We start from the raw sequence: 14342 nt of genomic DNA on the forward strand, positions 1-14342 counted from the left end.
CAGTAACAATCACCATCGAGCCGAAGGCGGGTAGGGATGCCGCACCTCATCGAAGTGTGGAACGACACCGTCGACTCCCGACACCTCACCGGCGGCATCGCCATCTCCGTCGGCATCGCGGTCACCGCCTATCTCGTCGCCGACCATCTCTTCGCCGCGGCCGGTCAGACGGAACTCGGCCACTCCTATGCTCTGCTCATCGGCATTCTCGGGTGCATCCTCGGCGCCTTGATCACCGGCTTCCTGTTCAAGCCCAAACGCGTGATCACGAGCCCGACGACCGACACGCGCAGCCGGCAGGAGATCATCGACGAGATCGTCGAGGAGTACGGCGACCTCGGCGACCCGCGCGAACTCCCCGAGGCTGTGCAGGCCGAAGTGCGGGCGCTCGGCCTCTTCGACGCCCTCCTCGAGAACCATCGGCGCCACGCGGTCGATGACGGCAGCGGCGCACGGAAGACGGACGAACAGCAGTGAGCGCAGACCTCCTCGAACCCATCCTCTGGGCGATCGGCATGGCCGTGCTCGCCGCCGTGCTGTTCACCGGCATCGGCCTGATCTCCGGCACGGATGAGACGGCAACAGTCGCTCCCATCGCTCTGCTCGTCATCCTCCTCGGCGTACCGCCCGCCGGCGTCATCGCATTCTTCCTCGCCGCGGTCATCGCCAAACACATCTCCCACGCGGTGCCGACGACCCTGCTCGGCATCCCCGGTGACACGACTGCGGTGCCGATGCTGCGCGAGGCCCAACTTCTGCGCGCCCTGGGCGTGCCGCATCTGGCCCTGCAGAAGGCGATCTCCGGCGGGGTCATCGCCGTGATCATCGCGATTCCGCTGTCCATCCTCTTCGCTCTCGTCCTCACCCCGTTCGCCGAAAGCATCGAGTCCGCGGCTCCGTGGATCTTCGTGGCCGCGGCTGTGCTCGTCGCGTACACGTCGAAGGGAAAGCTCGCCGCCGTCGTCGCACTCATCCCTTTCGTCCTGCTCATCAGCGGTCTGCAGGCGTTCATCATGGACCAGAAGGACGCGACGTTCACGACGTCGTTCTTCCTCGGCATCGCCACCGGCCCGCTCATCTTCGACCTGTTCGCGGGACTGTCCCCCGCAGGCAGGAAGGCGATGCGGCAGGAGGGCAAGCGCGAATTCGCCCTCGCCCCCGACGTTCCGCGCTCCGGTGGCCGGATCCCGAACCCCTTCGCGGTCCTCGATCGCACCCAGCTGACGTATACGACAGGATCTGCGGTGATCACCTCGGCGACCTTCGTCTTCTCACCCGTGGCCATGGCCGTGCTCATGGGCGAGATCGCCGGCAGTCGGATCAAGAACGGCTTCCACCGGCTGACGACGGTGGCCACGGTGCGCAACGCGACCACCGAATCGACCTATATCGCCGAAACGCTCATTCCCCTCATCGCCATCGGCCTGCCGCTCTCACCCGTGGCAGCCGGTCCCGCGGCACCGCTGTTCAACGCTCCTCCCGTCTACACCCTCGATGCTGAGACGGGAACGACGAACAACCTCCACGATCTGCTCACGACCGGGCAGTTCGCCCTCTTCGCCGTGATCGCGGCGGTCATCGCCATCGTCATCGCCTACCCGTTCGTGATGACGAACGCCCATCGGGCGGCGACCTGGGTGATGAAATCGGTCTCACACGAGGCGATCATCGCTGGGTTCGCGGCCCTCATCTGCGTCATCTGCCTCTACGAAGGCGGACTGCTGGCACTCGGTGTGACGATCACCGTCGGACTCGTCGGGGGACTGTTCAACCGGATGATCGGCATGCACGCCGGCGTCCAGTTCATGGGCTATTACGTCGCCGTGCTCACCGTGCCTGCGATCCTCGCCCTGTAGGGCACGCGTCCTGCGGCGTGCACAGTGCTCAGGCCATGAACTTCTGCATGTCGTCGAGCACCCGATTCGCCGCGACGACCGAAGCGTTGAGGAACCACGGGTCGACGTCGACGGGGAACGCGTGCCCCGCCTCGACGACGTCCAGCTCCTTCCACAGGTCTGACTCGGTGGGACTGGCCTTGCCCTCGGGGAAGGCATGGAAGAGCCAGTCGGCGTCGAGCAGCTCGACCTTCTCCAGCGAGAGCTCATGGCTGGGCCTGTCGTCGAAGCGCTGGGATTCGGGGCGGATCAGCCCGGAGTCCTCGGCGACGATGCTCGCCAGGGAGTGCTTGCCGAAGTAGAGGTACTGATCCCCCCTTCGACCGCACAAGCGAGACGCTCTCCTGCGTTCCGCGCTTCCTCCCCCACTCCCGCGCCCGCTTCTCATAGTCCTCGAGCAGCGTTCGGCCCTTCGCCTCTTTACCGAGTGCCTAGGCGACGATCCCCAGATCGTCTTTGAAGTTCTCCGACCCGCCGTTCGTCTTGACCACCTCGGCGATGCCCGTCAGCTCCTGTTCGTCGCCGCGGCCACGGCGACCGTCATGCCCACCGGCATGATCCCCAGAGCCAGGCAGTGGTCGAGGTGGCCGGTCGAGGTCGCGACGATGCGGCTCGGTGCCCCGTCCTTCCTCGCCGAGGCGGAGGACTCAGGCGAGGACGAACCGCCGCTCGAGCAGGCGGAGAGGAGGAGCGCGGATCCGAGTCCGGCCACCCCTCCGAGGAGGGAACGACGGGTGGGCATGGGCGTGCGGACGGCATTCGCAGAGATTGTCACATTGGTGAGCCTACCCTAACCATCCGCGTCGACTTCTCAGCTTCGCGTCAGCAATCGCCGTTTGCAATCACCGCCACTGCGCCGTGACCGTGCGGATGTCGGCGACCACCTCGGCGACGGCGGAATCATGGGCGGCCACGATCGGATCGTGCCGGGCCCGCGACCCCGCCGAGGCGGCCGACCGAGACCGGGACACGAGCAGCACATCGCGCCGGCAGGCACTCAACGGCATCGGGATGACCTCGATGTCGGGGTCGGTCGACAGGGAAGACTCGGGGATCATCGCGACCGCCAGACCGGCCGAGATCATCCGGTTGATGGCCGCGTAATCGTCCATCCGCATCCCCACCCGCGGTTCGAAGCCCGCGGACAGGCAGAAAGATCTGACCACCTCGTCGATGGCGTCCCCGGGATCGATGCTGAACGCCCACGTCTGAGACACGAGCACGGCGAGGTCGGGCATGCCGTGGGAGTCACGCTCGATCGGGCCGATCGAGCGCGGCACGCACAGGTGCAGCTGTTCCGAATAGAGGTGAGCGGCATTGAGGGTCGCGGGGATCCACGTTCGGTCGATGTCGGTCGAGACCAGCAGCGCGAGGTCGAGGTCGCCGGATTCGAGCCGGGACACGAGCTTCGCGTGCTCGTCCATCGTCACGTCCAAGGCCGCGGTGAACACCTCGGTCCGCTCGCCCGCGACCGCCTCGTCGCGGGTCTGCCACCGGGGCCGAGCCTGCAGCTGATCGTGCAGCCGGGGGATCACGCGGGCTCCGACGGTGGGCACCGCCCCGATTCGCACCGGAACGGCCTGGGATTCCCGCCACAGCGCCACCTCGGCGCCGAGGCGGTCGCACAGCCCCAGAATCTCCGTGGCCCGTGCGACGACGAGGCTGCCCACCGAAGTCGGGTGCGATCCGCGTGGTGAGCGGTCGATGAGCGTAGCCCCGAGCCTGCGCTCGAGGTTGCGCAGATGATGATTGACCGTCGGCTGGCTCCACGACAGCACCGTCGCCGCGGCGGCCACGGATCCGGCCTCGGCGACGGCGCGCAGGGCGACGAGTCCGCGAGTGTCCAGAGGTTCCATTGCTCTCCTCCATCGAGTTCAATACTGACTATAGAGCAAGGGAGGAAAGTTGCTATTCTCCCATACCCGCTCACCTCTTTAACCTGGACGCATGACCGTGCACCAGGACTCCCCCATGCCCCCGGCCCCGCACTCCTCCTCGGGGTCGGCGACGCATCCTGCCCTCACGCAGTCCCGCGCACCCTATGCCGAAGCTCTGGCGTATGCGGCCGACCGCAATTCGCTGTTCCTGTCCACCCCCGGACACGGCGGCACGACCGAGGGCATCTCCGCAGGTCAGGCCGAATTCTTCGGCGAGCACACCCTCTCCCTGGACATCCCCCCGCTCTTCGACGGAATCGACCTCGGCGTCGATACCCCGAAGGACGAAGCTCTGCGCCTGGCCGCCGAGGCCTGGGGCGCCCGCCGCACCTGGTTCCTCACCAACGGCTCCTCTCAGGGCAACCGCATGGCCGCCCTGGCCGTCGGCACCCTCGGGTCCGGCGTCGTCGCCCAGCGCAGCGCGCATTCGAGCTTCATCGACGGCATCGTGCTGGCCGGGCTCAACCCCGGCTTCGTCTACCCCAACGTCGACGAGGTCAACGGCATCGCCCACGGCGTCACCCCCGACGCACTGCGCCGGGCCATCCGCAATCACCCCGAGCCGGTGACCGCCGTCTACCTCGTGACCCCGAGCTACTTCGGTGCCGTCGCCGACGTCGAATCCCTCGCCGAGGTGGCCCACGAAGCAGGTGCGGCACTGATCATCGACGCCGCGTGGGGTGCCCATTTCGGTTTCCACCCGGACCTGCCGGCGTCTCCTGTCACCCAGGGCGCCGACATCGTCATCATGAGCACGCACAAGCTCGCCGGTTCGCTCACTCAGTCCGCACTGCTCCACCTCGGTGACACCGAGTTCGCCGATCGCCTCGAACCGGCGCTGGCACGCGCGTTCATGATGACCGCCTCGACGAGCGAGAACGCCCACCTCATGGCCTCGATCGACCTGGCCCGCCGCGCACTCATGACCTCGAAAGAGGCGATCACGGATTCGCTGGAGAACATCCGCCATATCCGTGCGCAGATCGAGGCCACCGACCGCTACCACCTGCTGTCCGGCGAGTTCCTCGGTCATGCCGACGTCGTCGATATCGACCCGTTCCGCCTGCCCATCGACATCACCGCCACCGGACTCGATGGCCACACGGTGCGCAAGCGCCTGGCCGAGGACTTCGACATCTTCCCCGAGATGTCGACGGCAACCACCCTCGTCGCCCTCATCGGCATCGGAAAGTCCCCGGACATCGGCCGCCTCATCGACGCCCTGGAGACTCTGCGCCTCGAAACCGCAGACTCCGCCACCGCGACGACCCCTGCCGCCGGCCTCCCACCACTGCCCACAGCCGGCCGACTGGCGATGACCCCGCGCGAGGCGTACTTCGCCGATTCCGAACTCGTCACCGCCGCCGAGGCCCTCGGACGGGTGAGCGTGAGCTCGCTCGCCGCATACCCACCCGGAATCCCCAATGTCCTGCCCGGCGAGGAGATCACCGCCGACACCATCGACTTCCTCCAAGCCGTGGCCGCAAGCCTGTCCGGACACGTCCGCGGCGCCGTCGACCCCGGACTCGAGACCTATCGGGTCGTCAGGAACTGATCAGCGCGCAGTCACCGCCCCCGCCGACCCCGCAGGCCTCGGCCGGCAACATCACTGGACAAGTGACACTGCCAATTAGACAACATCTTCATTGCGTATTTTCTGGACCACTGGACGATTTCCAACGCAGGTGACTACCCTCAGGCGCATTCGTCATGAACTGTGTCACAATTTTTGTTGACATGCCCATACGGCCCAACAAAGATGTTCTGCATTGTCGAAATCCGACAGCAACTGCCGCGCAGAGTCCGCACCATTCCGGCGACTCGGCCCTGCAACTTGCCTAGCAGCAGCTGAAACGAGGAACCACTGATGTCAGAAGGCCACGACAGACCCGCGCAGAAAGACAAGAAGCCGACCCGCAAGGAACGGCGTGCAATAAAGAAACAGAAGCGGTTCGAGGCCGATGACTGCATCGTCGTCGAAACCAAATCGATCCGCACCGCCATCGGCGGAACCACCGTCGGCAACTTCATGGAATGGTTCGACTTCGGCGTCTACGGCTACCTGGCCGTGACGATGACGTCGGTGTTCACCGAAGGTATGGACCGACAGATGGGTCTGCTCGTGACCCTCCTCGGCTTCGCCGTGTCCTTCCTCGTCCGCCCGCTCGGCGGCATGGTGCTCGGCCCGCTCGGTGACAAGATCGGCCGCCAGAAGGTCCTGTTCTTCACGATGGCCACGATGGCCACCGCCACCGCCCTCATCGGCGTCCTGCCCACCGCGGCCCAGGTCGGCCTGTGGGTGATCGTCCCCCTCTACCTGCTGAAGATGATCCAGGGCTTCTCCACCGGCGGCGAGTACGCCGGTGCCACCACCTACGTCTCGGAGTTCGCTCCGGACAAGTCCCGCGGCTATTGGGCCTCGTGGCTCGATGTCGGCTCCTACCTCGGCTTCGCCGCCGGTGCGGGAACCGTCGCCATCACGACCGTGATCACCACATCCATCCACGGCGAGAACGCCATGCTCGACGGCGGCTGGAGGATCCCGTTCCTCATCGCCATCCCGCTCGGCGCCGTCGCCATCTGGTTCCGCCTGAAGATCCCGGAGACCCCGAGCTTCGAATCGAGCGAGGAAGCCGGCCGCGACATCAAGGTCAAGGACGACAAGTACGCCCGGCACGGCCTCCTCGGCGTCATCCGCCACTTCTGGAAAGAGATCCTCATCGGCATCGCCGTCGTCGCCGGCTCCCAGACGGTCGGCTACGCCCTGACGAGCTTCATGCCCACCTACCTGGAAGAGACCGTCAAGGTCTCGAACGTCCAGGCGGCTGCGGCCACGATCCCGGTCCTCGTCATCATGTCGCTGTGCCTGCCGCTCATCGGCAAGCTCTCGGACAAGCTGGGACGGAAATTCGTCTTCCTCACGGCCGCGATCATGACGATCATCCTCATCGTCCCCGCCTTCGCCGTCATGCAGATCGGTGAGATGTGGGCAGTGATGGTGGCTCTGTTCATGGTCGCCCTGCCCGCCGGATTCTACATCGCCTGCCTGGCCTCGACGCTGCCGGCGCTGTTCCCGACCGCGTCGCGCTACGGTGCGATGGGCCTGACGTTCAACCTCGGCGTCTCGCTGTTCGGCGGCACCACGCCGCTGTTCGCCCAGGCTCTCATCGATGTCACCGGCAACTCGTACATGCCCGCGTTCTACATCATGTTCTTCTCGGTCGTCGCACTCGTCGCCGTGCTGCTCATGAAGGAATCGGCGCACCGGCCGCTGCCGGGTTCGTTCCCGACGGTGAACACCCACGAAGAGGCCGAAGAGCTCGCTCGCACCCAGGCGGACAACCCGGACATGGACATCGAGTCCATGCCGATCGTCGACACCGACCCCGACAAGGCACCCGCCTGAACAAGGTCTGCACCTGAGCGGTGAGTGCATGAGCGGTAAGTGCATGCATGAGCGGGTTCAAGATTCATACGTGGTGATCTTGATCAGTGCGTATGAATTTTGAACCCGCGGGTACTGACACAACGCCGAGCGCGCCGCCGAACGCGCCGGGGCTCAGCCGTCGGCGTCAGCCGGGACGCGCTTGAAGAAGTAGAGGTTCGACGTGACGAGGTCGGCCGCCTCGGCGGACTTCCCTTCCTCGATGAGGTCGACGATCCGCGGCAGTTCGCGAGCGGAATCGACCGCGACGGCCCCGATCTGGTCCTGGTGCCGGTAGAGGCGGGACTGATCGCGCAGGCGCAGGCTGATCGCCGCGGCGCGCCCGCCGAGTCCGTGCTCGAGCAGGGCCTCATGGAACCTGCGGTCCTGCGTATAGAACTCGGCCACGTCACCGTCCTCGGCCGCCGCGACGGTCGCCTCGGCGAGGCTGCGCAGTCGGGTGACCGCGTCCGCCTTGGTCGTCGATTGGCTCGTCGCGTCCGCATCTGCCCGTTGGCCGCGACCGACGATGTCGTCGCTGCCCGCCTCTGCCAGACTGCGGGCGGCGGGGACAGCGAGGAGGACGCGGATGGCGATGATCTCCTCGAGGTCCGCCTCGGTGACGGTGACCAGACGGAATCCGCGATTGGGGACGGCTTCCACGGTCCCTTCGGTCACGAGCGCCATCATCGCCTCGCGTACGGGACTGAGTGAGATGCCGAGCTGCTTGGCCAGGCCAGCAGCAGAATAGATCTTGTCTTCGGCGAGCTCACCGGCGGTGATGGCGTCGCGGATGATGCCCAGTGCCTGCTCGCGCAGCGATTCGGACTGTGTTCTCACTCGATCCATCTCACGCTCCCCTTCGATTCGTGGTCAGCAGTCCGAAACCGCACACCTCCTCCAGCGCGATGTGTGCGGCGACGATCTGCCGGTCGCCTATTGACAGCATAACCGTGAGATCGCACCATAGAAGCAGGTAGTCGGTAATCGATTACCTGCCCGGACTCCCCCGCGGAGTCATACCCACAGTGACGTTCCTGCAATGAAGGAGGAACCCATGACCGCCGACCCCGCATCCGGCACACCAGCATCAGACGCGTCCGGCACACCCGCACCGACGATGTCCGCGACGGACGCGTCCGCCGATCCGCTGCTCCAGCCCTTCTCACTCGGCCGGCTCACGCTGCGCAATCGCATCGTCTCGACCTCGCATGAGCCCGCGTACACCGAGCTCGGCATGCCGAAGGACCGCTACCGCCTCTATCACCGGGAGAAGGCCCGCGGCGGTGTCGGTCTGACGATGATCGGCGGTTCGGCCATCGTGTCCAAGGACTCCCCCGCCGCGTTCGGCAACATCGACCTGTCCACCGACGAGGTGGTTCCGTGGCTGTCCGCGATCGCCGGAGACTGCCACGACGAGGGCGCGGCGATCATGATCCAGGCGACCCACTTGGGCCACAGGTCCTCGAACTTCGCCGGCGACTGGCTGCCGTTGGTCTCGGCCTCTCGGACCCGGGAGGCCGCGCATCGGTCCTTCACGAAGGCGCTCGAGGACTTCGACATGGATCGCATCGTCGCAGACTTCGCATCCGCTGCCGAACGCGTGGCGGCCGCCGGATTCGACGGGCTCGAGGTCATGCACGCCGGTCACCTTCTCGATTCCTTCCTCGCCCCGTGGCTCAATGACCGCGACGACGAGTTCTCCGGCGAACTGGACGATCTCATCAAGTTCCCGATGCGCATCATCGATGCCGTGCGCGCGGTCGTCCCGGATGATTTCGTCCTCGGCATCCGCATGGCCGTCGACGAGCGCCGCGAGGACGGAATGGACGAGGCGAGAGCCACCGAGATCCTGCGGACCTACACCGATCACGGCATCGACTTCCTCAACCTCAATGTCGGGATGATCAACTCGGACCGTCAGCTCGCCGAGGCGATCCCCGGCATGGGCACGCCCTCGGCACCCTGGCTCGAGACCTGCCGCCGTATCCGCGAGGCCATCGACATCCCTGTCCTCCACGCCGCGCGCATCTCCGATGCCGCGACCGCTCGGTTCGCGATCACCGACGGGTGCCTCGACCTGGTCGGGATGACCCGGGCGCAGCTGGCCGATCCGCACTTGGCGCGCAAGGTCGCCGAAGGACGTGAGGACGATATCCGCCCCTGTGTGGGCGCGAACATGTGCCTCGACTCGATCTACACCTCCGGTTCGGCCACCTGCATCCACAATCCCGCTACCGGCCGGGAGGCCGATCTGCCGCAGGAGGTTCCCCACGACGTCACGACCGGGCCCAAGCATGTCGTCATCATCGGCGCCGGTCCCGCCGGACTCGAAGCCGCCCGTGTCGCGGCCGTGCGCGGGCACCGGGTGACCCTGCTCGAGGCCGAGGACGCTCCCGGCGGGCAGGTCCGCATCGCCGCCCGCTCGCAGCGCCGACGCGACCTCATCGGCATCATCGACTGGCGCGTCCAGCAGTGTAAGAAGCACGGTGTCGACCTGCGCCTGAACACCTTCGCCGAGGCGGCCGACATACTCGGCCTCGGTCCCGACGTCGTCATCGTCGCCACCGGAGGGGTTCCCGATGCCGGGTATCCCTTCCGTGAGCAGGGTCCGAGCTTCGACGTCTGGGATGTCATGGACGACCGGCTGAAGTCGAAGCAGCGGGTGCTCGTCTTCGACGACCACGGGTTCTACCCGGCCCTCGACGCCGTCGAACGCCTGGCCCGGGCCGGTCAGCAGGTCACCTACGTCAGCCCCGAACGCACGATCGGCATCGACGTGGGGTCGATGAACTCCCCCGCGTATCTGCAGGTGTTCTCCGAATTCGGAGTCGAGGTCCGCCTCGGCGAGCGTCTGACGGCGAAGCCGCGGAACGAGGGCAAAGAGATCGTGGCGATGCTGCGCAACGACTATTCGGATCGGGAGACGGAGGTCGTCACCGATGCCGTGGTCGTCGACTTCGGGACGACGCCCAACGATGAGGTCTATTTCGAGCTCAAGTCGCAGTCGTCGAACCACGGGGCCACGGATCTCGAGGCGTGGGTCCACGGACGCCCGCAGCCGGAACCCGGTCCGGATCCCGAGGCCACCACCTCCGCCGCGACGGGGCACCCGTTCGCGCTGTACCGGATCGGTGATGCCGTCGCCTCCCGCAATGTGCATGCGGCGGTACTGGAAGGGCTGAGAGTGGGAATGGGGCTGTGAGCACAGGGGTGACGACGGTCTGCACGAGTGTCGACTTCCACACCGGCGGCGAACCCTTCCGGATCGTCGCCGAACCCCCGGTCGAGATCCCCGGTCGCAGTGTGGCGCAGCGTCGGGAACTGGCCGTACCCGGTTCGCCGGCCGATGATCTGCGCAAGCTGCTGTGCCTCGAACCGCGCGGGCATGCGGACATGTACGGCGGTTTCATCACCGAACCCAATGACGACGGTGCCGATTTCGGGGTCCTGTTCTGGCACAAGGACGGCTTCTCCACGGCATGCGGCCACGGGACGATGGCGCTGGGTGCCTGGGCGGTGTCGGCGGGAGTCGTCGCCATCGATCCGTCCGGGACCACGGAGGTCACGATCGACGTGCCCTCGGGTCAAGTTCGCGCGCAGGTGCACACGGACGCCGAGGGACGGGCCGCCTCGGTGGACTTCGTCAACGTGCCCAGCCGGCTCGTCGCCTCAGGGATCACAGTGGACACCAGCCTGGGGCCGGTCACTGTCGATCTCGCGTGGGGCGGGGCGGTCTACGCGCTCGTCGACGTCGCTCAGTTAGGTGCCGCCGCCGGTTCCTCTCAGGCCGACGAGGTGGGCCGCCTCGGTGAGGTGAGTTGCGAAGTCGTGCCCGAGAACCTCACCGCGCTCATCGCCGTGGGCCGGGAGATCAAGGCGGGTCTCGCCGGTCATCCGGACACCGTTCACCCCGAGGATGACCGGCTCTCCGGTGTCTATGGCACGATCTTCGTCGACCGGTTCGGCTCGCTGCCCAGCGGTGAACTGCATCAGCGCAATGTCACAGTCTTCGCCGACGGTCAGGTCGACCGCTCACCGTGTGGATCGGGAACGGCGGCTCGGGTCGCCGCTCTCCATGCCACCGGTGAGCTCGGCGCGAGGCAGACGCTCGTCCATGAGTCGATCGTCGGCACGCGATTCCGGGCGCGAGTACTCGAAGAGACCGCCGACGGCGTCGTCCCGGTCGTCACCGGCAGCGCCCACCGGGTGGCCACCTCGACGTTCGAGGTCGACCCGCTCGATGATCTCGTGCCCGGCTTCGTGCTGCGGTGAGGTTACGCTCACCTCTCGACGACGAGGTCGGTCAGCGGAGTCGAGCAGCAGGGCAGGAACTTGCCCCCAGCGATCTCCTTCGGCCGGATTCCTCCTGCATGCTTCATCTCGACCTCTCCGCTGATGAGGACGGATTTGCAGGTTCCGCACGCGCCTTCCGAGCAAGAGGAGGGCACCGACAGTCCGGCATCCAGCGCGGAGTCGAGGACGGTCGTGGACTCATCGCAGTCGACCACGCGCCCGGAGACCGTGAACTCGACGGCATGCCTCGCACCGGTGACTCCGCCGGACCCAGCCCCGGCGGCACGGACCCTCGCCCCAGCTCGAGCCAAACGGTCGGCAGGTGAAGTGGCGAAGACGAACGACTCCTCATGCATGCGCGCCGACGCCACCCCCGCCTCGGCGAGCAAGGGCCGTACCGCCTCCATATACGGACCCGGCCCGCACACGAAGGTTTCGCGGTCGGCCGCGTCGGGGACCACCTCGGCGAGGGTGTTCGCGTCGATCCGACCCAACCGACCGATCCAGGTCTCGTCCTCGGAATCCCGGGAGCACAGGATGGTGACGCTGACTCCGGCGACCTCGGCGAGCTGTTCGAGCTCGGCGCGGAAGATGATGTCTTCCGGCGTCGAGGCGCTGTGGACGAAGGTGATGTCGGTGCCGAACCCTCCCTGTCGGGCCAGCAGGCTGCGCACCATCGACATGATCGGGGTGATTCCGGAGCCGGCGGACAGGAAGAGGTGCCGTTCGGCCTGATGAAAGCTCGTGCTGAACAGCCCGTACGGCCCGTCCGCGTGCAGCCGATCGCCGACGCGCACGTTGTCGTGCAGATGGGTCGACACCGCTCCCCCGGGCACGCGCTTGACCGTGATGGTGAAGATATTCGTGCCGAAGGGCGCCGAGGAGATCGAATAGCAGCGCTCGAGACCCAGCTCGGGGATGCGCATCGTCACGTACTGGCCCGGCGCGAAGTCGACGCTGGTCATCCATCCCGCCCGCAGCTCGAAGGTTGTCACGTCGTGGGTCACCCGGGTGATGCCGGTGACCTCGACGGGGCCGGTGAGCAGCTCGGGATCGAGTTGAAGTTCGGCGAGCACGGGGCTAGCTGATTCAGCGGGCACCCGGTCGACCGGCGCGGCGAGCGCGGGCTCGACTGCCGTATCGAAGACCGGTTGGGCGGCGGCTGCGAGTGCGGGTCGCCCGCCCCGAGTGGGCACTCGGAGCGTCGCCTTGCCCACGGGCACGGACGCAGCCGGGGCGAATGTCGAATGACGGTACCTCATCGCCTCTCAACTCCTTCCAACTGCCCATTGCCCAACTGCACGGTCCGCTGCTCTCGATGGGCCTTGAGACGTTCGATGTACCAGGTGACGAAGTCATCGACCTGCGATTCGGTGGGTGCGTAGGGGCCCGGCACATATGCCGGCGACGAGATTCCCAGGTGTCCGCGTTCGCAGAAGGTCGCGTCCTGTTCGTTCGTCTTCAGCCACACCGTCGTGAGGTTGTCGAGATCGTAATCGACTCCTTCTTCCGCATCGGCGTGGACGAGCCAGGTCGTGCGCACCAGCGTCTTGTCTTCGGCCAACGGCAGCAGGCTGAACGTCACCACATGGTCGCCCATTGCGTGGAACCACATATTCGGCTGCACGTGCAGCGAGGCCCGGCCCAGGACGAAGGTGTCAAGATCGCCCAGCAATTTCGCCGAGGCGGCCGATCCGTCCATCGTGTACGACTCGCCCTGTCCGTCGAGCGCGGCTCGTTCGATCCGGAACCCGGTGGGTCGTCCGCTCAGCTCCTCGACGAGGGCGTAAGGCAGGCCGTTGCGGTCGCAGTTGGCGTGCAGCTGGTCTTCGGCGTCGAGGTAGCGCTGGTAGGCCGGCTGCAGGCGTTTGGGAATCTCTTCCGGTTCGTAGCCGTAGGTGGGGAAGAACGTGCACGTCAGCTCCGGGTGCCCGGCTTCGCAGTGGTAGCACTCGCGGTTGTTCTCCATGACGAGCTTCCAATTCGAGTCCTCGATGAGGTCACTCTGCGCGGCGACTTTCGTCCCGGCGATATCATGTCCTGCCAGGTAGGGTTCGATGACGTCCGCCACCTCGTCGATGTCATCGGGTGGAGTGGGGCTGAGGCAGATGAAGATCAGCCCGCCGATGACACGGACGTTCACCGGGCGCAGCGAGAAGCAGGTCCGATCGAAGTCGGGTGCTTGGACGCCCGCGGAGATGAGCTCGCCCGATGGGGTGTACGTCCACTGGTGGTAGCCGCAGACGATATTGCCCACCGAACCGGACAGGTCGTTCAGCAGCCGAGTGCCCCGATGACGGCAGACGTTGTGGTGCGCACGGATCTCGCCGTCGTCATCGCGGATGACGATGACGGAGTAGGCGCCGATGTCGATCGTGAGGTAGTCACCGGCCTCGGGCACCTCGGCAGCAGAGGCGACGAAGATCCACGTGGAGGCGAAGACCGCCTCGATATCGCGTGCGAAGAACTCCGGACTGATATAGAACGGTGCCGCCAGCGAATAGCCCGGCACGCGTTCGTCGATGAGCCGATCGATATCGGTCCTGCCGTGCCCGCCCGATCCGGCAGCCGCACCCGACCCGGCGGGTCCGCTCGTGCCGGAATCGGTCCGCTTCTGCTCTGGTGCCAGAGTCAATTCGTCCACCACCTCGTTGTCATGGTTCGGCCGCGTCTGATGTCGGCCCCTTCGCCGGCCGCGACCGTGGAGTTCGTGCTCCTGCCCCCAGTGTCCGCCAGAGGTATGCTGAAGAAAAGCGAATCTTCTTCATCCGAAACGTGCAATACTATTGC

The 14342-nt window shown here is 66.3% G+C and carries 12 protein-coding genes; 6 read left to right on the forward strand and 6 right to left on the reverse strand.

Annotation, left to right across the window (positions count from 1 at the left end; all coding sequences use genetic code 11):
• Positions 1-36 precede the first annotated feature (36 nt).
• A complete protein-coding gene (locus QYM46_RS18305; protein ID WP_432790113.1) occupies positions 37-477 on the forward strand; it encodes a hypothetical protein in 441 nt (146 codons plus the stop codon).
• Positions 474-1856, forward strand: a complete 1383-nt coding sequence (locus QYM46_RS18310; protein ID WP_432790114.1) for a tripartite tricarboxylate transporter permease — start codon at positions 474-476, stop codon at positions 1854-1856. The genes QYM46_RS18305 and QYM46_RS18310 overlap by 4 nt, the downstream gene beginning before the upstream one ends.
• A 28-nt stretch (positions 1857-1884) precedes the next feature.
• Here the strand turns inward: QYM46_RS18310 and QYM46_RS18315 are convergent, their stop codons facing one another.
• The 3 genes from QYM46_RS18315 to QYM46_RS18325 all read right to left on the reverse strand — a co-directional run bounded on the left by QYM46_RS18315 (position 1885) and on the right by QYM46_RS18325 (position 3751).
• Positions 1885-2226 carry a hypothetical protein gene (locus QYM46_RS18315; protein WP_432790115.1) on the reverse strand — a complete coding sequence of 114 codons (342 nt, stop codon included), beginning with the start codon at positions 2224-2226 and terminating at the stop codon, positions 1885-1887.
• A gap of 174 nt (positions 2227-2400) precedes the next feature.
• Positions 2401-2670, reverse strand: coding sequence for a hypothetical protein (locus QYM46_RS18320; RefSeq protein ID WP_432790116.1), 270 nt, complete (start codon positions 2668-2670; stop codon positions 2401-2403).
• A gap of 67 nt (positions 2671-2737) precedes the next feature.
• On the reverse strand, positions 2738-3751 hold the full coding sequence (locus QYM46_RS18325) for a LysR family transcriptional regulator (protein ID WP_432790117.1): 1014 nt from the start codon (positions 3749-3751) through the stop codon (positions 2738-2740).
• A gap of 91 nt (positions 3752-3842) precedes the next feature.
• On the opposite strand from QYM46_RS18325, the gene QYM46_RS18330 reads away from it, so the two are divergent.
• Together QYM46_RS18330 and QYM46_RS18335 are read left to right on the forward strand one after the other, a co-directional pair.
• Positions 3843-5387 (forward strand): aminotransferase class I/II-fold pyridoxal phosphate-dependent enzyme, encoded by a 1545-nt coding sequence (locus tag QYM46_RS18330; protein WP_432790118.1) that lies wholly within the window; start codon positions 3843-3845, stop codon positions 5385-5387.
• A 312-nt stretch (positions 5388-5699) separates the two neighbouring features.
• A complete protein-coding gene (locus QYM46_RS18335; RefSeq protein ID WP_432790119.1) occupies positions 5700-7238 on the forward strand; it encodes an MFS transporter in 1539 nt (512 codons plus the stop codon).
• A 153-nt stretch (positions 7239-7391) separates the two neighbouring features.
• Here QYM46_RS18335 and QYM46_RS18340 read toward each other — a convergent pair whose 3' ends face one another.
• Positions 7392-8096: a GntR family transcriptional regulator gene (locus QYM46_RS18340; RefSeq protein ID WP_432790120.1), complete on the reverse strand. Its 705-nt coding sequence runs from the start codon at positions 8094-8096 to the stop codon at positions 7392-7394.
• A gap of 280 nt (positions 8097-8376) precedes the next feature.
• Here QYM46_RS18340 and QYM46_RS18345 point away from each other — a divergent pair, with 280 nt between their 5' ends.
• Both QYM46_RS18345 and QYM46_RS18350 read left to right on the forward strand, forming a co-directional pair.
• On the forward strand, positions 8377-10461 hold the full coding sequence (locus QYM46_RS18345; protein ID WP_432791766.1) for an FAD-dependent oxidoreductase: 2085 nt from the start codon (positions 8377-8379) through the stop codon (positions 10459-10461).
• Entirely contained in the window at positions 10458-11531 is a 1074-nt protein-coding gene (locus tag QYM46_RS18350; RefSeq protein WP_432790121.1) for a proline racemase family protein, read from the forward strand. Before QYM46_RS18345 ends, QYM46_RS18350 begins: the two co-directional genes overlap by 4 nt.
• An 8-nt stretch (positions 11532-11539) precedes the next feature.
• On the opposite strand, the gene QYM46_RS18355 is transcribed toward QYM46_RS18350, so the two are convergent.
• Positions 11540-12814 carry an FAD-binding oxidoreductase gene (locus QYM46_RS18355; RefSeq protein ID WP_432790122.1) on the reverse strand — a complete coding sequence of 425 codons (1275 nt, stop codon included), beginning with the start codon at positions 12812-12814 and terminating at the stop codon, positions 11540-11542.
• A complete protein-coding gene (locus QYM46_RS18360) occupies positions 12811-14187 on the reverse strand; it encodes an aromatic ring-hydroxylating oxygenase subunit alpha (protein ID WP_432790123.1) in 1377 nt (458 codons plus the stop codon). The genes QYM46_RS18355 and QYM46_RS18360 overlap by 4 nt, the downstream gene beginning before the upstream one ends.
• Positions 14188-14342: the final 155 nt, after the last annotated feature.

The sequence above is a fragment of the Brevibacterium sp. K11IcPPYGO002 genome (assembly GCF_050920635.1).
GTDB lineage: Bacteria > Actinomycetota > Actinomycetes > Actinomycetales > Brevibacteriaceae > Brevibacterium.